The organism is Streptomyces sp. (assembly GCF_031181555.1).
GTDB lineage: Bacteria > Actinomycetota > Actinomycetes > Streptomycetales > Streptomycetaceae > Streptomyces > Streptomyces fimbriatus.
Window position 1 is genome coordinate 8512 of the sequence record NZ_JAPSKQ010000072.1, and the last position, 18249, is coordinate 26760.

General features: G+C 72.9%; 14 protein-coding genes. 4 read left to right on the forward strand and 10 right to left on the reverse strand.

Features of this window, described 5'->3' with window-relative positions; genetic code table 11:
* Positions 1–902: 902 nt before the first annotated feature.
* The gene (locus tag RIM90_RS16650) at positions 903–1445 is read right to left on the reverse strand and encodes a DUF1707 domain-containing protein (protein WP_309061489.1); all 543 of its coding nucleotides are present in this window, start codon (positions 1443–1445) and stop codon (positions 903–905) included.
* A 427-nt stretch (positions 1446–1872) separates the two neighbouring features.
* On the opposite strand from RIM90_RS16650, the gene RIM90_RS16660 reads away from it, so the two are divergent.
* Positions 1873–2439, forward strand: coding sequence for a DUF664 domain-containing protein (locus tag RIM90_RS16660; protein ID WP_309061505.1), 567 nt, complete (start codon positions 1873–1875; stop codon positions 2437–2439).
* A 377-nt stretch (positions 2440–2816) separates the two neighbouring features.
* Here the strand turns inward: RIM90_RS16660 and RIM90_RS16665 are convergent, their stop codons facing one another.
* Complete coding sequence (locus tag RIM90_RS16665) at positions 2817–3371, reverse strand: heme-binding protein (RefSeq protein WP_309061490.1); 555 nt, start codon at positions 3369–3371, stop codon at positions 2817–2819.
* Positions 3372–3693: 322 nt separating this feature from the next.
* Between RIM90_RS16665 and RIM90_RS16670 the strand changes: the two genes are divergently transcribed.
* Entirely contained in the window at positions 3694–4884 is a 1191-nt protein-coding gene (locus tag RIM90_RS16670; protein ID WP_309061491.1) for a sensor histidine kinase, read from the forward strand.
* Positions 4881–5537, forward strand: coding sequence for a response regulator transcription factor (locus RIM90_RS16675; protein WP_309061492.1), 657 nt, complete (start codon positions 4881–4883; stop codon positions 5535–5537). The genes RIM90_RS16670 and RIM90_RS16675 overlap by 4 nt, the downstream gene beginning before the upstream one ends.
* A gap of 290 nt (positions 5538–5827) precedes the next feature.
* Here the strand turns inward: RIM90_RS16675 and RIM90_RS16680 are convergent, their stop codons facing one another.
* The 8 genes from RIM90_RS16680 to RIM90_RS16715 all read right to left on the reverse strand — a co-directional run bounded on the left by RIM90_RS16680 (position 5828) and on the right by RIM90_RS16715 (position 15529).
* The gene (locus tag RIM90_RS16680; protein WP_309061493.1) at positions 5828–6079 is read right to left on the reverse strand and encodes a hypothetical protein; all 252 of its coding nucleotides are present in this window, start codon (positions 6077–6079) and stop codon (positions 5828–5830) included.
* An 89-nt stretch (positions 6080–6168) separates the two neighbouring features.
* On the reverse strand, positions 6169–7815 hold the full coding sequence (gene abc-f / locus RIM90_RS16685; protein ID WP_309061494.1) for a ribosomal protection-like ABC-F family protein: 1647 nt from the start codon (positions 7813–7815) through the stop codon (positions 6169–6171).
* A 318-nt stretch (positions 7816–8133) separates the two neighbouring features.
* Positions 8134–9114: a hydroxyacid dehydrogenase gene (locus RIM90_RS16690; protein WP_309061495.1), complete on the reverse strand. Its 981-nt coding sequence runs from the start codon at positions 9112–9114 to the stop codon at positions 8134–8136.
* A gap of 38 nt (positions 9115–9152) precedes the next feature.
* The gene (locus RIM90_RS16695; protein WP_375165459.1) at positions 9153–10064 is read right to left on the reverse strand and encodes a carbohydrate ABC transporter permease; all 912 of its coding nucleotides are present in this window, start codon (positions 10062–10064) and stop codon (positions 9153–9155) included.
* A gap of 2 nt (positions 10065–10066) precedes the next feature.
* Positions 10067–10969 (reverse strand): sugar ABC transporter permease, encoded by a 903-nt coding sequence (locus RIM90_RS16700; RefSeq protein ID WP_309061496.1) that lies wholly within the window; start codon positions 10967–10969, stop codon positions 10067–10069.
* Positions 10970–11209: 240 nt separating this feature from the next.
* Positions 11210–12520: a sugar ABC transporter substrate-binding protein gene (locus tag RIM90_RS16705; protein WP_309061497.1), complete on the reverse strand. Its 1311-nt coding sequence runs from the start codon at positions 12518–12520 to the stop codon at positions 11210–11212.
* 153 nt (positions 12521–12673) lie between these two features.
* Positions 12674–14449 carry a beta-galactosidase gene (locus RIM90_RS16710; protein WP_309061498.1) on the reverse strand — a complete coding sequence of 592 codons (1776 nt, stop codon included), beginning with the start codon at positions 14447–14449 and terminating at the stop codon, positions 12674–12676.
* A gap of 27 nt (positions 14450–14476) precedes the next feature.
* The gene (locus tag RIM90_RS16715) at positions 14477–15529 is read right to left on the reverse strand and encodes a substrate-binding domain-containing protein (protein WP_309061499.1); all 1053 of its coding nucleotides are present in this window, start codon (positions 15527–15529) and stop codon (positions 14477–14479) included.
* A 228-nt stretch (positions 15530–15757) separates the two neighbouring features.
* Between RIM90_RS16715 and RIM90_RS16720 the strand changes: the two genes are divergently transcribed.
* On the forward strand, positions 15758–18172 hold the full coding sequence (locus RIM90_RS16720; protein ID WP_309061500.1) for a polysaccharide lyase 8 family protein: 2415 nt from the start codon (positions 15758–15760) through the stop codon (positions 18170–18172).
* The last annotated feature ends 77 nt before the right edge of the window (positions 18173–18249 follow it).

Below are 18249 nucleotides of genomic sequence, written 5' to 3' on the forward strand. Positions count from 1 at the left end.
GACGTTGCGGCCGGCGGAGTCCGAGGTGGTGGTGAGCCAGACGTCGACGCGCTCTCCCGCCGCCACGGCCCGCGGCGTGAGGCCGGGTGCCGTGGTGAACGCGAGGGCGAGCAGAAGGATGGCGGTCATCGCGGCGGGCAGCCGGAGGGCGGGGGGTGCGCCGCGGAGTGGATGGGGTCTGCGTGACGGAGTCATGACCTGGCCTTTCGATGCGGGCGCTCTTTTTTTCACAGCTTGAATGCACGGCAAGGTGAGCCCGGTGGATGCCGGTGGAGCGGTCGATCGGGAAGACGGGGAGGCAGGGAAGCTGTGGAGGCTGCGAATCGAACGACTTAACTCAAGTCGTGATTAAATTTGGTTGTCATAGACTCGTCAATAAGGTGCGTTGAGATTCTCAAGCAGACGCCGCGATGATCTCGCCCCTTCTCCACAAGGCTCGAGGGCATACCTGCTGTGTGTCCGCGGCGCCGGGCACCGGGCGCGCCGCGGTGGCCGAACTGACCGTGACGCTCGTGCCCGACGCGCTGCGCGGCGTTTCGAGGCGGGGCGGCGCCTTGCACGGTGGAGTCCCCCGCCGAGTTGCCGACCGGCTGCGGCCGATGCGGCTGATGCGGCCGGGCCCGGCCCTCGTCGGCGTGGCCCGGGCGAGCGTGGTGCTCCCGGACACTTCTCACCGCACCCTGTCCCCGCACGTCACGGTGCGCCCGCTGGTCACTGCGCGAACCCGCCGCCCACCTGCGCAAAGCGCACGGCCGGATCATCCGCGTCGACCGCGGAGCATTGCGCGGCCTCCTCGCCGTCGCGGCCTGAGCTCAACCCGGCGAACCCGTGCGGTCACAGCGCCGGCGGTCGAGCGGGGACGAAGAAGTGCCGGACAGGTGGTCCTGGTGACGGACGGAACCTCACCGCCGCGCGTGGCGGATCTTCAGCCGTCCGAACCCCATGGTCCCGGAGATCCGGATCCTCGGCCCGCCGGAGCGAGCACGCCGCCGGGTCTTGTAGAGCAAGTCCTTCCACCCGGTGCGCAGATCCTCGATGTCGACGATCGCGTCGCGGGGCACCGTGATCCTGGCCCTGCCGGTGCCGAGCTGCAACTCGATGTCGACCACCGAATGCTCGATGACCGCCCGGGACAGGTCCAGATGCACCCTTCCGAACGGGGACTCGATCTTCAGGCTCCGAGGTACCCGCCATACGCCGCGCCGCTGGATCCGTCCGCCGGCGACGGCGATCGTGGACGTGGTGCCCGCGTTCTCCTCCGGGAGCAGGGCCAGGGCCGACACGAGCTCGCTGTGCGTCTTGACGGTGAGCACCTGGTGGAGGCGTTCGTCCAAGTCCTCGTGCGAGATGTGCCCTTCGGCGTACGCCTCCTGCAGGCGCCGCACGGCCGTGTCGCGGTCGTCCTCGCTGATCAGTGGCGGCCGGTCTTCCGGCAGAGCGGTCACCTTCTCACTCTACTGCCGTGCCGGTGGTGCGAACTCGCCAAAGTCCGTAAGGGGCAAGGCATTCGACGGGGAGGCCGACCGCTCGTCATCATGGCCCTCATCGCCCGGTCCGGCGGCCCCACGCGGCCACAGCACCGGTGTGACCGCCCGGCTTTCCCGAGGGCCCCAGGTCGTGTCCGGATGCTTCTTCGGGTGAACGGCCCCTTCGACAGCCTTCGGCCGAGTTGCTGGGCCAGTGCGACGAGGATGCCCTCGGGGTCGCGGACGTGACAGAGCCGGCAGCTGTCCTCGTACTTCCCGAACCCGCCGACGAGTTCGGCACCGGGGAGAAAGACAAGGTCACCGGGACCGGCCCCTCGTCCTGACACCACCGTGGCGTCGCCTCGAGACGAAACTCGGTAGCGGACTCGGGTTGCCGCAGATCACCATGCAACGCATGAGCGATCAACCCACGCGCTGGACCCGGGCAACCGTCTACCCCGACATGTGGACCGACCCGGACGACGACCCCCGCAACAACGAGGACAGTCCGGAGGGCGAGCTCGCGACGCTGCAGGACTTCCTGGCGAACTACCGCATAACCCTGCGGATGAAGTGCGGGGACCTGGATGCGGAGCAACTGGCCCGCCGGTCGGTCCCGCCCTCGACGATGTCGCTGCTCGGCCTGCTCCGCCACCTCGCCGAGACGGAACGGGACTGGCGCAACTGGATCAGCGACGGTGACCCGCTGCCGAAGCTGTACGGCAAGCGTGACGCGGACTTCGACGGAGCCGTCGCCGAGCAGGCCGTGGTCGACGCCGCGTACCGCGATCTGGAGCGCGAGCAGGCGGCGACCGACGCCGCGCTGGCCGCGCACCCGGACCTGAGCGAGCGTGTGGGGAAGGACGGGATCTCGGTCCGGGAGCTGTTGGTGCACAGGATCGAGGAGTACGCCCGTCATTGCGGGCACGCCGACCTGTTGCGCGAGTGCATCGACGGAAGGGTGGGCCAGTGACGGGGACCGGGCGCGTTCGCGGGCGGTAGCGGCAGTGAGGAGGGCACGGGCGAGCCGTGCGGACGTGTCCCCTGGTCCGCTGCGCGCGGGAAGGCGCGGGAAGGATGTACACCGTCCGCCGTGACCAAGCGGACACGGGCCGAGGCCTCAGCGCGGGGTTCGAGGACGCATGCGCACCGCCTGGGCCGCGGAAACCCCTGGCTGCCGACGGCGTCGTCCGAGGACAGGGACGGATCAACCGCACCGGCCCGGGTGAACCGGACCGGTGCGTACGTGTCGGGGCGACCGGCCTGTGCCGCAGCGACGGGACAGCCCTGCTCCGTGATCCGAGGAGCCGTATACGGCGATACGGCCCCTCGTTTTCCGCCGGTCAGGCGTCAGCGGCCGTTGCCGATGGCCAGGGCGCCGGCCCGGGCGAACTTCTCGTCCAGGTCGCCGGAGGGCGCGCCCGCGACGCCGATGCCGGCGACCGGTGCGTTCTTGGCGGTGACCGGGACGCCGCCGCCCAGGAACAGGGTGCCCGGGATGTCCTTGAGGTTCGGGGCGCTCTTCAGGCGCTCGGCCAGCTCGGAGGTGGGCGCGTTCCAGGAGACGGCGGTGTACGCCTTGCGCACGGCCGACTCGTAGGACTGCGGGCCGGCGCCGTCGCCGCGCAGGGTGACGATCGTGTTGCCGTTGCGGTCGACGACGGCGACCGTGATCCGCTGGTTCTCCTTCTCGGCGGCGTCCAGCGCTGCCCGGGCGGCCTCGGTGGCGGCGTCGACGGTCAGGTGCGTGGAGGTGGTGGTGGCGGCGGGCTTCGCGGCGGCCGCGGGGACGGCGGCCGGGGCGGCGTTCGCGGACACCGTGCCGAAGGCCGCGGCGGCGACGGCGGCGAGGGCGGCACCGCCGGCGGTGACGCGGGCGCGGCGGGACATGTCCTTGATCTTCATATGGGCTGCTCCTCGGTGTTCTCGGTGTTCTCGGCGTTCTCGGCGTTCTCGGCCGATCAGGGGCGGAGCGGACGGGCCTGCTGCGGTCCGGCCGTCCTCCGCTTCCCAGCCTGGGCCCGGCGAGCGGTGCGTACGGTCGGCGTTCCGGCTGCTCGGCGGCTGCCCTACGGGCGACGGGCGGGTCATCCGATCGGTTGACCCGCCCGGCGGCGGGCGGCGGCGACAATGAAGGTGTTTGTCCAGTTCGGCGCGGAGTCCCGGGGTCGACGAAGGTGCCCGGGCCCGCACAGGTCATGAGGTCGGCGGAAGGAGGCGTGCCGCGATGCCGAAGCCGTACGACCCGGACGCCCGGTGGCTCGGCGCCGTGATGCACGCGGCGTTCTTCCTGCTGCTCGGCGGGGCCCTGGCCCGGTTCCTGATCAATCACCCGGGCGAGCCGCGCACCCCGTGGATCCTCGCCCTGTCTGTCGCACTGGCCCTGCTGCACCTGCTCGGGCCGGTGCTCGGCGGTCCGGGGGCGTTGCCCACCCGGCGACTGGCCTGGCTGGGTCCGGTCGTCGTGGTGTGGATGGTGCTCGTCGTCCTCGCGCCCAGCTTCTCCTGGTGCGCCGTGCCGCTGTTCTACACCGGTCTGCGCACCCTGCCGGCCCGGGCGGCGCTCGTCCTGGTCACCGTGCTGACCGCGCTCGTCGTCGCGGCGCAGCTGCGGTTGGCCGGGCGCTTCGACCCGAACCTGCTGCTGGCGCCGCCGGCCGTCGCCGCCATCGCGGCGGGCGTGTTCCTGCAGGCCGAGCGGCAGGCGGCGCGGCAGCGCGCCCTGATCGACGACCTGATCCGCACCCGCCGCGAACTCGCCGCCTCCGAGCGCCGCGAGGGCACCCTCGCCGAACGGCAGCGGCTCTCCATGGAGATCCACGACACCCTGGCTCAGGGCCTGTCCAGCCAGCGGATGCTGCTCCAGGCGGCCGAACGGGTGTGGGAGTCCGACCCGGACAAGGCGCGCGGCCACGTCCGGTCCGCCGCGTCCGTCGCCGAGCACAACCTCGCCGAGGCGCGCCGCTTCGTGCACGACCTCGCCCCGGCCGACCTCGCCCACGGCGGCGGTCTGGCGGCGGCGCTGCGCGCGCTGGCCGAGCGGGAGAGCGGCGAGCACCTCACCGTCCGCGTCCACGTCCACGACGGCGGGCGGGCCCCGCTGTTGCCGGACCGCGTCCAGTCGGTGTTGCTGCGCATCGCGCAGGGCGCCCTGGCCAACATCCGCGAACACGCGTCCGCCGGCACGGCCACGCTCGCTCTCACCCTCCTCGACGACCAGGTCCTGCTGGACGTCAGCGACGACGGCCGCGGTTTCGACCCGGCCGCGCTGCCCGACCGACCGTCCGGGGTGCGCGGCCACGGCCTGCCCGCGATGCGGGCCCGGCTGCGGCAGCTCGGCGGCACACTGACCGTGGAGTCCGCGCCGGGCGAGGGCACCGTCCTGTCCGCCGCCGTACCCCTGGAGGGCCCCCGATGACCGTCCCCGACGCCGGCCCCGGCTCCGCCGCGGTGCGCATCCTGGTCTGCGACGACCACGTCGTCGTCCGTGCCGGACTGCTCGCCCTGCTCGACAGCGCTCCCGGCATCAAGGTGGTCGGTGAGGCGGGCACCGGCGAGGAGGCCCTGGCGCTGGCGGCCAAACTGCGGCCGGACGTGGTCCTGATGGACCTCCAGCTCGGCGAGGGCATCGACGGTGTGGAGACCACCCGCCGCCTCACCGCCGCGCCCGGCACCGCCCCGCACGTCCTGGTGCTGACGACGTACGACACGGACGCCGACATCACCCGCGCCATCGGGGCCGGTGCCACCGGCTACCTGCTGAAGGCGGAGCGCCCTGAGGAGCTGTTCGCCGCCATCCACGCCGCCGCGCGGGGCCGTACGGTGCTCTCCCCACCGGTCGCCGGCCGGGTCATGGCCAACATGCGCAGCCCGCGGCCCTCCCTCACCGACCGTGAACGCGACATCCTCACCCACCTCTCCCGCGGCCTCGGCAACCGGGAGATCGCCCGGGCCCTGTTCATCAGCGAGGCCACGGTCAAGACCCATCTGCGCCGCGTCTACGACAAGCTGGACGTCGACACCCGCGCAGGCGCGGTCGCGGTGGCAAAGGAACAACGGCTGCTGCCGTGACCCTGCCGCGGTCCGGCCGACCGCACCGGGACGGCCCGCTGCCGGTCCCCGATCCACCGCCCCGGCGGGGCCCGGCGCCGGCACCGTCAGTCCTGTGGGCGGGTCTCGTCGCACCGTCGGACGCTGGACAGCGCGAAGGCGCACCGGGGACTGCCGCTACGGCCGCACTCCCCAGGAGGTCCGACGGCCGCCGCGCCCCGCTCGACGCCGTCGGCCCGCACTCCGGTCACGGTGACCCGGGCGCCCGGAGAGGGTTTCCGTCCCTGGACGGCGTCGGCCCTCCCCCGGCATCACCCGTGGGGGACGACGGCCCGGCCGCGCACTTCGCCGGCGTGCGGGCGTTCGTAGGCGAGCGGTGCCTCGTCGAGCGAATACCTCTCGGTGTGGACGACGACGGCTCCGGCGGTGCGCGCGGCCGGCTCCGCGCCGACGCAGTCGGACACGGCCCGGGCCCCGATGCCGCCCGTCGGGTCCCGGGCCTCCGCAGCCGCCTGCGCGTCGGAGAGCAGGATCCCGGGGGCGCCGGCACTCCGCGCGGGCACCGGCTCCTCCTCACCGACGTCGAGGGCGGTCGCGCGGGCCCGAGTCGAGCCGCCCGGTGCCCGGGGCGAGGCGCGCAGGTCCGGCCGGGTCAGCGCCTCCGGCCGTCGCGCAGCTCCAGCCGCTCCCCCGGGAACCGCTCGCGGAAGCCGCGGTCGTGCGAGACCGCGACCACCGCTCCCGGGTACGCCGCGAGTGCCTCCTCCAGGTCCTCGACCAGGTCGAGCGCGATGTGGTTCGTCGGCTCGTCGAGGACGAGAAGGTCCGCGGGCCGGGTCACCAGCCTCGCGATCTGCAGCCGCCGTTGCTGTCCCGCGGAGAGCGCCGCGACCGGGACGTGCAGGTCCTCCTCGCGGAACAGGCCCAGCGCCAGCAACTGTCCGGCGTACTCCTCCGGCAACCCGGGCCGCCCGGCCGCGAAGGCGGCGAGCAGCGGGAGCCGCGGGGAGCGCGCGGGCAGTTCCTGCGCCAGGTACCCGGTCCGAGCCGGGCGGCGCGCCACGCCCGCGTCGGGCTCCAGGTCACCGGCCAGGACGCGCAGCAGCGTCGACTTGCCCGCTCCGTTCTCACCCGTGACCAGCAGCCGCTGCCCGGGCATGATCGCCAGCAGCCCGTCCAGGCGCAGTCGCTCGCCGACGCTCACGCCGTCGAGCTCGGCGAGCGGGCGGTCGACGGGGTGCCCGCCGTCTGCCGCCGACAGCGCCGCCGTGAACCGCAGCGGTTCCGGTGGCGCCGCCACCGGGTTGCGCCGCAGGTGGGCCAGCCGCTCCCGGGCCGCCCGCACCCGCCCGCCGAGCTTCGCCTCGTGCGAGCGGCGGTGCTTGCCGAAGCCCTGCCGCGGATCCTTGCCGGTGGTGGCCAGCCGCTTCCCCGCGGCCTCGAGCAGTTCCTCGGTACGGGCCAGCTCCTGAAGCCAGTCCGCGTATTCCTGCTCCGCGCGGCGTCGGGCGGCGGCCTTCGCGGCGCGGTGGCCGGCCCAGCCGTCGCCGTACCGGTGCACCGTGCGCGCGTCCCGGTCGACCTCGAGGATCGTGGTGGCGATGCGCTCCAGGAAGCCGCGGTCGTGGGTGACCGCGACGACGGTGCCCCGGTGTGCGCGCAGGTGCTCCTCGAGCCAGCGCACGGCCGCCGCGTCGAGGTGGTTCGTCGGCTCGTCGAGGAGCAGCAGCTCGGGGGCGGCGGCCAGCACGCAGGCGAGCGCGAGCCGTGACTGCTCGCCGCCGGAGAGCGAGCCCAGCTCGCGGTCCCGGGTGATCCCGGCGAGCCCGAGCCCGTGCACGGCGGCGTCGACCCGGGCATCCGCCTCGTATCCGCCGCGTTCCTCGTACGCGATCAGCAGCTCGCCGTACGCGGCGAGTTCGTCCTTTGACGCCTCGCCGAGGCGCTCCTCCGCCGAGCGCAGCCGGCGCTCCATGTCACGCAGCTCGGCGAGGGCGAGGTCGACGGCGTCCTGCACGGTGCAGTGCGGGTCGAGGTCGAGGGTCTGGGCGAGGTGGCCGGTACCGCCGGGGAAGCTGACGGTGACCTCCCCGGCGTCCGGCACCTCGGCCGCGGCGAGCAGCCGCAGCAGGGTGGACTTGCCGGAACCGTTCTCACCGATGACGGCGGCCTTCTCGCCCGGGCGGACGGTGAAGGAGACCCGGTCGAGGACGGTCCGGGTGCCGTAGGACTTGGTGACGTTCTTGACGGACAGCTGCGCCACGGCAGCGGGCACAACGGTACGGGCGCGTTCGCGCATGGGACTTTCCCTGGGATGCGGCATGTCTACGGGCGGCAGAAACGGCGGCGTCGGCCGTGCCCGGACTCAGAGAAAGTAGAGGAGAGGCATGGGGCCCACCATAACAAGACGGTGCGTCTCGTCTCCACTCATGCGCCGCGCGAAGCCTGTGATCCGCACCACCCCGCCCGAGCAGCACATCCCGCGCACCCGTGCTCGTTCCCAACGGCCGCAGGCGCTCCTCGAAGTCGTCCCGCCGCCCGTGCTCGGTCGTCACGCCCTGAGCCGGCGCAGGACGGGGGCGGGATCCGTCGGTGATCCCGCCCCCGTCCGGTCGTCTCACGCCGAGCGGGTGAGCCGATCCGCCCGTACCGGGTCGGCGTACGGCAGTCCGCGCGCGTAGCGCTCCAGTTCGTCCAGTGCCGCGTGGGTCATGCGGCCCAGCTCGTTGCCCAGGGAGCCCGCGATGTGCGGGGTGAGCAGGACGTTCGGGAGGTCGTACAACGGGGAGTCGGGCGGCAGGACCTCCGGGTCCGTGACGTCGAGCACGGCGTTGAGGCGGCCCGCGACCAGCTCGGCGGTGAGGGCCTCCGTGTCGACCAGGGAGCCCCGCGCCGTGTTGATCAGGGTGGCCCCGTCCGGCAGCAGCGCCAGCCGGTCGCGGTCGAACAGGTGACGTGTCTCGGGGAGTTCGGGCGCGTGGATCGTGACCGTGTCGCTGGTCAGCGCCAGCGTGTCCAACGGCACGGAAACCGCGCCCAGTTCGGCCGCCTCCGCCTCGCCGACGTACGGGTCGTACAGCAGCACCCGCAGGTCGTGGGGACGCAGCAGCTCGATCACGCGGCGGCCGATGCGGGACGCGCCGACGACGCCGACGGTGCGCCTGTGGTTGCCGCCGGTGCCGACGACGTCGAGGGCGTTCATCCACGTCCGCTTCTCGCGGTAGACACGGGCCGCGTGCAGGACGCGCTTGCCGGAGAAGAGGACGGCGGCGACCGTGTACTCGGCCACCGGCACGGCGTTGGCGGCGGCGGCCGAGGCGACGGTGAGGCCGCGTTCCCAGCAGGCCCCGGTGACGTGATGCTTGACCGAGCCGGCCGCGTGGATCACCGTGCGCAGCCTCGGCATGCGGGCCAGCGCCTCGGCGGTCAGGGGCGGGCAGCCCCAGCCGGTCAGCAGCACCTCCGCACCGGCGAGGGGGCCGGCCGCGGCCGGGTCGGCGAAGTCGTGGACGACGAAGGAGGGGTCCGTGTCGGCGAGTGCCGTCAGCCTGGCGAGCGATTCCGCGTCGAAGAGGGCGGCGTGGACGGGGCCGTCCATGGCCAGGACGGTCCGAGGACGGCGGAGGGGGTGGGGGGTCACTTGACGGCTCCCGCGGTCAGGCCGGAACGCCAGTGGCGCTGCAGCGTGAGGAAGGCGACGGCGAGCGGCACGACGGACAGCAGTGAGCCGGTCACGATGAGGGCGTACAGCTGCGGTTCCTGCGGCAGGACGGCGTTCCAGCCGAACAGGCCGAGCCCCACCGGGTACAGGGACGAGTCGTTGAGCATCACCAGGGGCAGGAAGAAGTTGTTCCAGCTGCCGGTGAACGTGAACAGGAAGATCGTCACGAAGGCCGGCGACAGCATCGGCAGGGCCACCGAACCGAACACGCGCAGTTCACCCGCGCCGTCCATGCGCGCGGCCTCGAGGGTCTCGTGCGGCACGTACGCCTCGGCGAACACCCGGGCCAGATACACCCCGAAGGGGTTGACGAGGCTCGGGATCAGCACCGCCCAGTACGTGTTGACGAGCCCGGCCTCGGAGGCGAGCAGGTACATCGGCAGGGAGACGACGGTCGGCGGCACGAGGATGCCGAGCAGCACCAGCCCGTACAGCTTCTCCCGGCCGCGGAAGGAGTACGTCGCGAAGGCGTAGCCCGCGAGCAGCGAGATCAGCGTGGAGGCGAGCGCGCCGGCCACCGAGTACAGCAGGCTGTTGGCCAGCCAGCGGCCGAACACCCCGTCCTGGTACGCGAACAGATCGGCGATGTTGCCGAACAGGTTGAACTCACCGAGGCGGAAGCCGGGGCTGCCGAACAGGTCGCCGTTGTCCTTGGTGGCGTTGACCAGCAGCCAGCTCAGCGGCATCAGCGTGTAGAGGGCGACGATCGTCAGCAGGGTGTTGACGACGGCCCGTGACGACCGGGAACCCCGGCGTGCTGGGGGCTGCGGGCGCGGCGGGGCCGCCCCGACGGTGGCGATGGGCGCGGTGGCGGTGTCGAGGGCCACGGTCACGCCTCCTTCCAGCGGTTGCCGAGCCTGGTGATGGCGAAGGAGAGCACCGCGCCGAGCACCGCGAGCAGCAGGGACGCCGCGGCGGCGAGACCGTAGTCGTGTTCGGTGAACGCGGCCTGGTAGATGAACATCACCGGACTCCACTCCGGGGAGATCGCCGACGACCGGCTGCGCAGCACCTCGGGTTCGTTGAACAGCTGGATCGCGCCGACGGCGGTGAACAGCGTGGTCAGCACGACCGAGGAGCGGATCATCGGCAGCTTCACCGACCAGGCGGTGCGCAGCTCGCCGGCGCCGTCGACCACGGACGCCTCCAGCGTCTCGCGCGGCACGGCCTGGAGCGCCGCGTAGAAGATCACCACGTTGTAGCCGATCCACTGCCAGGTGGCGGCGTTGGCCATGGAGAACACGACCGCGTCCGGTCCCAGCAGGTCCCAGTCCGCGCCGAACACGGACAGGAGGTCGATGACGGGACTGAGGCCCGGGGTATAGAGGAAGCCCCACACGATCGCGGCGATCAGTCCCGGCACCGCGTGCGGCAGGAAGTACGCCAGCTGGAAGAACCGCTTGGCGCGGGCCAGCGCGGAGTCGACGAGCAGCGCCAGGGTGAGTGCACCGCCCACCATCACCGGGATGTAGATCAGGCAGTACAGCGCGATGTGCGCGAAGCCGCGCCGGAAGCCGGGGTCGTCCAGGGCGCGCAGGTAGTTGTCGACGCCGACGAAGAGGGTCTCGGTGCCGCCGAAGCCGAGCCCGGAGGAGGCCTGCTCACGGAACAGGCTCATCCAGACGGCGTAGCCGATCGGGGCGAGGAGGGTGGCGGCGAAGAGGAGGAGGAACGGTGCGAGGAAGAGGGCGGGCGCGGCCTGCCGTCGGCGGCCGAGCCGGGTCGATGCCATCGGTGGTGCTCCTTGGTGCCGGGGGCCTGTCCGGCGGATCGGGCGGGAGGAATGGACGCCGCTGTACCGGCACAACGGACGGGACGCAGCTGAGCGGGGCGCGGGGTGTCCTCTGTTCGGCGGGGCCGGGCGCGGGAGGGCCGGCGCGGGAGACGGGCATGCCGCCCCGCGCCTGCCGCACGGTCCCGCCGGGCGGGCCCTGGCCCGGCTCCGCGCGGGGAGCCGGGCGTCGGGGTCACGTCACTCGGCGAGCTTGAGCCCGCGGTCCGTGATGGACTTCTCGGCCGCGCGCTGCCCGGCCTGGAAGGCCGGCCAGAACTCGCCGGTCTTCTGGGCCTTGCCGAGCTCGTTCTGCACGGTCAGCGAGGTCGAGTTGTGCACCGGGCTCCACGCCCAGCCCTCGGTGATCGCGCCGACCTGCGAGCCGGCGAGCTCGTAGATGTCCTGGCCCCCGAAGAAGGAGGCGTCGAAGGACTCCTTGGCGGTGGCGCGCAGCTCCTCGGCGGCGGGCAGGCCGCTGGAGGTGCCGGCGGCCAGCCGCGACTCGACGGCCGCCTTGTCGGTGGTGGCCCAGGTGACGAACTCGGCGGCGGCCTCCGCCTTCTTCGTGTCCTTGGACAGCGCGAACGACGAGCCGCCGACGGCACCGGTGGCGGGCGTGCCCCAGTGCGGCAGCGGCGCCTCGACCCACTTGCCGGCCTGCTTCGGGTAGGTCGTCTTGATGCCGCCCGCGCTCCAGGACGCGCCGATCAGGGCGATGGCCCGGGAGTCGGTGACCGACTTGGTCGCCTCGGGGCTCCACGCCTTGTGGTTGAGGACCAGGTCGTCCTTGACGAGGACCTTCCAGTAGTCGGCGACCTTCCTGGTGGCCGGGTCGGTCATGTTCACCGTCCAGGCGTCGCCGGAGGCGCCGTACCAGCGGGCGCCGGCCTGCTGGGCGAGTCCGGCCCAGGTGGCGACGTCGTCGCCCCAGAAGTCGAGGATGCGCGCCTTGCCCTTGGAGGCGGACTTCACCTTCTTCGCGGCCGAGGCGAACTCGTCCCAGGTCTTCGGCACCTCGACGCCGTACTTCTCGAAGAGGTCCTTGCGGTAGTACAGCGTCTGCGGGCCGACGTCGTAGGGAGCCGCCCAGGTCTTGCCGCCGAGGGTGACCAGGCCGCGCACGGACTCGGGGGCATAGCCCTCGACCGTCTTGCCGAGTTCCGCCGTCGAGTCGCGCAGCAGGCCCTGGGTGACGAGGTCGGGCAGCGCCTGGTACTCGACGTTGACGACGTCCGGGGCGTTGCCCGCCTTGACGGCCTTGGCGAGCTTGTCGTAGCCGCCGTTGAGTCCGGCCGGTATCTCGGAGAACGTGACCTTGATGTTCTTGTGGGTGCGGTTGAACTCGGCGGTCATCTCCTTGGTGCCGGGCATCCAGGACCAGTAGGTGATCTCGACGGGCTGCTCCGCGCTGCCGGTGCCCGCCTCGCTCTTGTCCTGGCCGCCGCAGGCGGTGGTGAGGAGGGCGAGGCAGGCCGCCGCGGCGGCGAGAGCGGGGGAGGACGGCTTCATTGCTGACTCCTGGGGAGCTCGATCCGAATGACGCACATCTTTCGGCCACATGCGATCAGAGTCAATAGGAAACGAACAATGAATCAGCGATGTACGTATTTCGATCTGGTTGCTGTTCGTTTCGGGATCGGTTGGATGTGAAACGAACACGGTTCAGCCCAGGTCGGGGGTCTCCCGCGTCTCCACGGCCGTGGGCACGGTCCCCGCGTCGGCGTCCAGCTCCAGGACCACGATCTCGTTGCGTCCCGCGCGCAGCAGCGGCCACGGCAGGTACAGCGTGCGCTGTGGGCCGCGCGTGGCCCAGTAGCGGCCCAGGCAGAAGCCGTTGACCCACACGTAGCCCTTGCCGGCGCCGGGCAGCGCCAGATAGGCGTCCGCGGGTTCGGCCACGTCGAGATGCCCGCGCAGGAACACGGGGCCGCGTGCGGACCCGCTCCCACCGCCCCATCGCAGGCGCCCGGGCGTCCCGTGCCCCAGCTCCACGGCCCGCGCCCGCCAGCCGTGCAGGACCTGCTGGGTGTGCAGTACGCGCCGCACGCCCTTGCGCTCACCGAGCCCGGCCCCGTAGTTGACCCGGCCCATCGACTCCACGAGCAGCTCCACCTCGGCCCCCGCCGAGGGCACCGGGACGTCCGGTACCGCCTCCGCCGCGTCCCGCTCCAGCACGCCGGCCGGCGTTCCGTCGACGTAGACGTGCGCCCGGTCGGCGAGCCCGTGCACCGAGAGCGGATACGGTTGCCGGGGCCCCGGGATCCGTCCGCTGTAGAGCACGAGCCCCTGCCCGATGCCGAGTTCCTCGAACGACGGCGGCAGGGGGGCCTCCGTCTCCGGGCCCGCCAGGTCCTCCAGCGCGTCGAACAGGCGCAGCGAATCGGTCAGCCCGGCCCGTGCGGGCGGCAGGAGCGGCGCGGGCGGCTCCGGGTCCGGCAGCGGGCCGTCCGCGTACGGCTCCAGCACCTTCCGGAACGCCCGGAACTTCTCGGTGACGCCGCCGCGTTCGTCGATGGGGGCGTCGTAGTCGTACGACGTCACCGTGGGCAGATAGCGCTCGCCGGTCGCCGGGTCGGCCGTGTTGGCGCCCGCCCAGGTGGAGAAGTTGGTGCCGCCGTGCGCCATGTAGACGTTGACGGACGCGCCGGAGCCAAGGATCTCGGCGAGCGTGTCCGCGGCGTCCCGCGGCTCGCGGACGACGTGCTCGGTGCCCCAGTGGTCGAACCAGCCGCACCAGAACTCCATGCACATGGCTGGGTCCTCGGGCCGCAGCCGGGCGAGCGAGGCGAACGCCTCACCGGCGCGGCTGCCGAAGTTCACGGTCGCGAGCCGGCCCGGCAGGGTGCCGCCGGTGAGGAAGAAGTCGTCGGGGCCGTCCGAGGTGAACAGCGGTACGTCGATGCCGCGTTCCCGCAGTCCGGCGGCCAGGTGCTCCAGGTATCCGGTGTCGGTGCCGAACGAGCCGTACTCGTTCTCCACCTGCACCATCAGCACATTGCCGCCCCGCGTCACCTGATGCGGCGCGACGACGGGCGCGAGGCGGTCGTACCAGCGGTCCACGTGGGCCAGATAGCCCGCGTCCCGGCAGCGCAACGCCCGCACCTCCGGGTCGGCGTGCAGCCACCACGGCAGCCCGCCGTTGTCCCACTCGGCGCAGATGTACGGCGAGGGGCGCACGATCGCGTGCAGGCCCGCCTCGCGGGTGGCGCGCAGGAAGCGGTCCAGGTCGGCGACGCCGGTGAAGTCGTAGGTGCCGGGGCGGGGTTCGTGCAGGTTCCACGGCACGTACGTCTCGACCGTGTTGAGGCCCATGGCGCGCAGCATGCGCAGCCGGTGCGGCCACTGCTCGGGCAGGACGCGGAAGTAGTGCAGCGCACCCGAGAGCAGACGCACGGGACGGCCGTCGAGGGAGAAACCCTCGGGGGAGATGGCGAACATGAGGGCTCTCCAGTGGGGAGGGTCGGACTACGCGCTGGAGGCGCGCACGTGCAGTTCGGGCAGGATCGCGATGCGGTGCCGCGGGCGGCCCGGGTCGGCGAGGCGCCGGTCCAGGAGGTCCACGGCGGCGGCGCCCACCGCGTGCTTGGGCGGGGCGATCGCGGTCAGGGGGATGTCGGCGAGGGCGGCCACCTCGTCGTCGTACGCGACGATCGCGATGTCTCCGGGGACGTCGACGCCCCGGGCCCGCAGCCGCTGGAGGACGACGATCGCGTCGTGGTCGTTGTGCACGACCGCCGCGTCGAGCCGGCCGCCGGCCACCGCGTCGGTGAACGCGGCGAGCACGCGCTCCCGTTCCTCGGCGTCGCCGCCCGGCGGTGGCATCCGGAACAACGCATCGTCGTCCGCCGGGAGCCGGGTCGCCGCGAGACCGCCGCGGTAGCCCTCCAGGACCAGCGCGCCGTGCGGGCTGTCCTCGCGCAGCAGCAGCCCGATCCGCTCACGGCCCCCGTCGGCGAGGTGGCGTACGGCGATCCGGGCGCCGTGCACGTGATCGGTCACCACCCGCTCGGCGCCCGTGGCGTCGTCCTCCGGGCGCCGCTCCACCAGCACGTACGGCACGTCGAGTTCGGCGGGCCAGCTGCGCGTCCTCGTCGGGCCGCAGGGCGTGACGAGCAGGCCGTCGATGCCGTCGGCGAGCATCTGCCGGGCCTGGGCGCGCTCCTCGTCGGGGTTGTACTGGGAGATGCCCAGCACCAGCCGGATGCCCCGCTCGGCGGCGGCCTCCCGCGCCCCCTTGATGACCTCGGGGTAGTAGTAGTCGGCGGCCGGCACGATCAGGCCGAACACCCGCTCGCCAACCGGACGTTGCGGTGCGTCCGGCACCTCGGGCCCGGCGGTCTCCGGCAGGACCGCCCCGCCGTGCACCCGCTCCACGAACCCGCGTTCGGCCAGCGCCTCCACGTCGCGGCGCACGGTGATGGGAGAGACGCCCAGCTCCGCGGCCACCTCCGTCACCCGGATCGAGCCGCGCTCGCGCAGCCGCCGCAGTATCTCCTGGTGCCTCTCCTCGGCGTGCACGTGACCGCTCCCCCTCGTCGTCGCTTCGTCGTCGATCGCCCTCGGCTGACCTGCAGTGTAGCGTCCGCCTGATCGGTTGTGAACGTTTTTTGCTCGAACAATCAAATGAGCATCGGAATGCGCGTGCCATTGCTCATGCGTGCGCGGTTGTGCTAGAAACCGCTCACCTCAGCGCGGAATCCCGGGCCCGGCCCCCCTACCCTTCCCCCTCTTCGGAGGTACGTCCGCATGCCCTCCCCCCTGTCCCGCCGCACCCTCCTGCGCGCCGCCCTCACCACCACGGCCGCCACTCCCCTCGTCCTCGCCTCCCCCGGCACCGCCCACGCCGCCGACCCCTACGACACCCTGCGCCTGAAGTGGCGCGACCTCGTCCTCGGCACCGGCTTCGACCCCGCCGCCGAACCCTACGCGAGCCGCCTCACCGCCCTCGGCGCCACCGCCGCCCGGCTCCGCTCCACCATGCGGCGGGTGCCCGGCTCCCTCTGGCCGGACCTGCCCTACGCCGACCCCGAGCCCGACACCGACAGCGAGTCGTTCACCTACTCCGGAAACCTCGGCATCAGCTACGACCGGCTGCGCACCCTCACCGAGGCCTACGCCCAGCCCGGCACCGGCCTCACCGGCGACCCCGCGCTGCTCGCCGAGCTGCTCGCCGCCCTCGACCACCTGCACGACGAGGCGTACCACGCCGGGCAGACCCGCTACGGCAACTGGTGGAACTGGCAGATCGGCATCCCGCAGGCCCTGCTCGACATCTGCGTCCACCTGTACGACCACCTCGGCGCGGCCCGCATCACCCGGTTCACCGCGGCCGTGGACCACTTCGTCCCCGACAGCGCGGTCGCCTCCTACACCGGCACCTCCACCGGCGCCAACCGCGTCGACCTGTGCCGCGTCCTCGCCCTGCGCGGCGTCATCGGCAGGAGCTCCGCCAAGACGGCCCTCGCCCGCGACGCCCTCGGCCCCGTCTTCCCGTACGTCACCTCCGGCGACGGCCTCTACGCCGACGGCAGCTTCATCCAGCACACGTACGTCCCCTACGCCGGCACCTACGGCGCCGTCATGCTCGGCGGCCTCTCCCTGCTGTTCGCCCTCCTCGACGGCTCCCCGTGGGAGGTCACCGACCCGAACCGGCAGACCGTGTTCGACTCGGTCGAGAAGGCGTATGCGCCCTTCCTCTACAACGGGCTCGCCATGGACGGCGTCTCCGGCCGCGCCGTCAGCCGGGGCGTGCAGAAGAGCGACACCCGGAGCGTCCTCCAGGACGACCATCTGCGCGGCCACGCGATCGTCGCCTGCATCGCCCTCCTCGGACAGAGTGCGTCCAGCACCGAGAGGGCCCGCTGGGACGCCATGGTCAAGGGCTGGATCGACCGCGCCCGCTACCGGCCCGTCCTGGACAGCGACGCCCTCGGCGTCGCCCAGCTGGCCCGCCTGAAGGCCATCGCCGACGGCACCGCCACCGCCGCGCCCGAACCCGTCGGCCACCGCCTCTTCCCCGCCATGGACCGCGCCGTCCACCGCCGCCCCGGCTGGGCCGCCGCCGTGTCCATGGCCTCCCGTCGCATCACCCACTACGAGAACGGCAACGGCGAGAACCTGCGCGGCTGGCACACCGGCTCCGGAATGCTCTACTGGTGGGGCGACACCTACGGCAACGGCCAGTACAGCGACGCCTTCTGGCCCACCGTCGACCCCCTGCGGCTGCCCGGCACCACCGTCTCCCGCAAGCCGCTCGCCGACGGCGAGGGCGGCGCCTGGGGGGCGCCCCGACCCGACGTCCGCTGGGTCGGCGGCGCCACCGACGGCACGTACGCGGCCGTCGGCCAGTACCTCAAGGGCCTGTCCTCCACGCTCCTCGCGAAGAAGTCCTGGTTCTTCCTCGACGACGCGATCGTCTGCCTGGGCGCCGGCATCCACGGCCGCGACGGCACCCGCGTCGAGACGATCGTCGACAACCGCAACCTCGGCGCGAACGGCAGCCACGCCCTCACCGTCGACGGCACCGCCCAGCCCACCCGGCTCGGCCTGCACGCCACGTTCACCGGCGCCCGCTGGGCCCATCTCGCGGGCTTCGGCGGCTATGTCTTCCCCGGCGGCGCGAACCTCAACGCCCTGCGCGAGGCCCGCACCGGCGCCTGGTCCGCCATCAACACCGGCGGCACCACCGACCCCGTCACCCGCCGCTACCTCACCCTGTGGTGCGACCACGGCACCGACCCGACGTGGGACACCTACGCCTACGTCGTCCTGCCCGGCGCCACCGCCGAGCGGACCGCGGCCCGCGCCGCCGACACCACCCGGCTGACGGTCCTCGCCAACACCGGTGAACAGCAGGGCGTTCACGTCCCCGCCCTCGGCTTCACCGGCGTCAACCTCTGGTTCGCCGGCACCGTCGGCGACGTCACCACGACCGCACCGGCGAGCGTCATGATCCGCGACATGGGCCGCACGGCCAGCGTCTGCGTCTCCGGGCCGCTGCGCGACGGCGCGGTCATCGACCTGACGTGGCGGCGCGCGGTGCCGTCCGTCGTGTCCCACGACCCGGCCGTCCAGGTGGTGACGACCGGCGCCCGGCTGACCCTGCGGATCACGCCCGGCACGGCGGGCGCGGTGCACAAGGCGGTGGTGAGCCTGGGCTGACCGACGTCCGCGGCGCCGGGTACGCCGGGGCGAGCAGCCGGGGTTACTCCCGCCGTGGGACGACCCCGGCGGACCCG

Excerpts from the sequence above, each read along its gene's own strand:
- RIM90_RS16660 (WP_309061505.1), top strand. The coding sequence starts at position 1,873 with ATGCAACGCATGAGCGATCAACCCACGCGCTGGACCCGGGCAACCGTC.
- RIM90_RS16665 (WP_309061490.1), bottom strand. The coding sequence starts at position 3,371 with ATGAAGATCAAGGACATGTCCCGCCGCGCCCGCGTCACCGCCGGCGGT.
- RIM90_RS16670 (WP_309061491.1), top strand. The coding sequence starts at position 3,694 with ATGCCGAAGCCGTACGACCCGGACGCCCGGTGGCTCGGCGCCGTGATG.
- RIM90_RS16675 (WP_309061492.1), top strand. The coding sequence starts at position 4,881 with ATGACCGTCCCCGACGCCGGCCCCGGCTCCGCCGCGGTGCGCATCCTG.
- abc-f (WP_309061494.1), bottom strand. The coding sequence starts at position 7,815 with ATGCGCGAACGCGCCCGTACCGTTGTGCCCGCTGCCGTGGCGCAGCTG.
- RIM90_RS16690 (WP_309061495.1), bottom strand. The coding sequence starts at position 9,114 with ATGGACGGCCCCGTCCACGCCGCCCTCTTCGACGCGGAATCGCTCGCC.
- RIM90_RS16700 (WP_309061496.1), bottom strand. The coding sequence starts at position 10,969 with ATGGCATCGACCCGGCTCGGCCGCCGACGGCAGGCCGCGCCCGCCCTC.
- RIM90_RS16705 (WP_309061497.1), bottom strand. The coding sequence starts at position 12,520 with ATGAAGCCGTCCTCCCCCGCTCTCGCCGCCGCGGCGGCCTGCCTCGCC.
- RIM90_RS16710 (WP_309061498.1), bottom strand. The coding sequence starts at position 14,449 with ATGTTCGCCATCTCCCCCGAGGGTTTCTCCCTCGACGGCCGTCCCGTG.
- RIM90_RS16720 (WP_309061500.1), top strand. The coding sequence starts at position 15,758 with ATGCCCTCCCCCCTGTCCCGCCGCACCCTCCTGCGCGCCGCCCTCACC.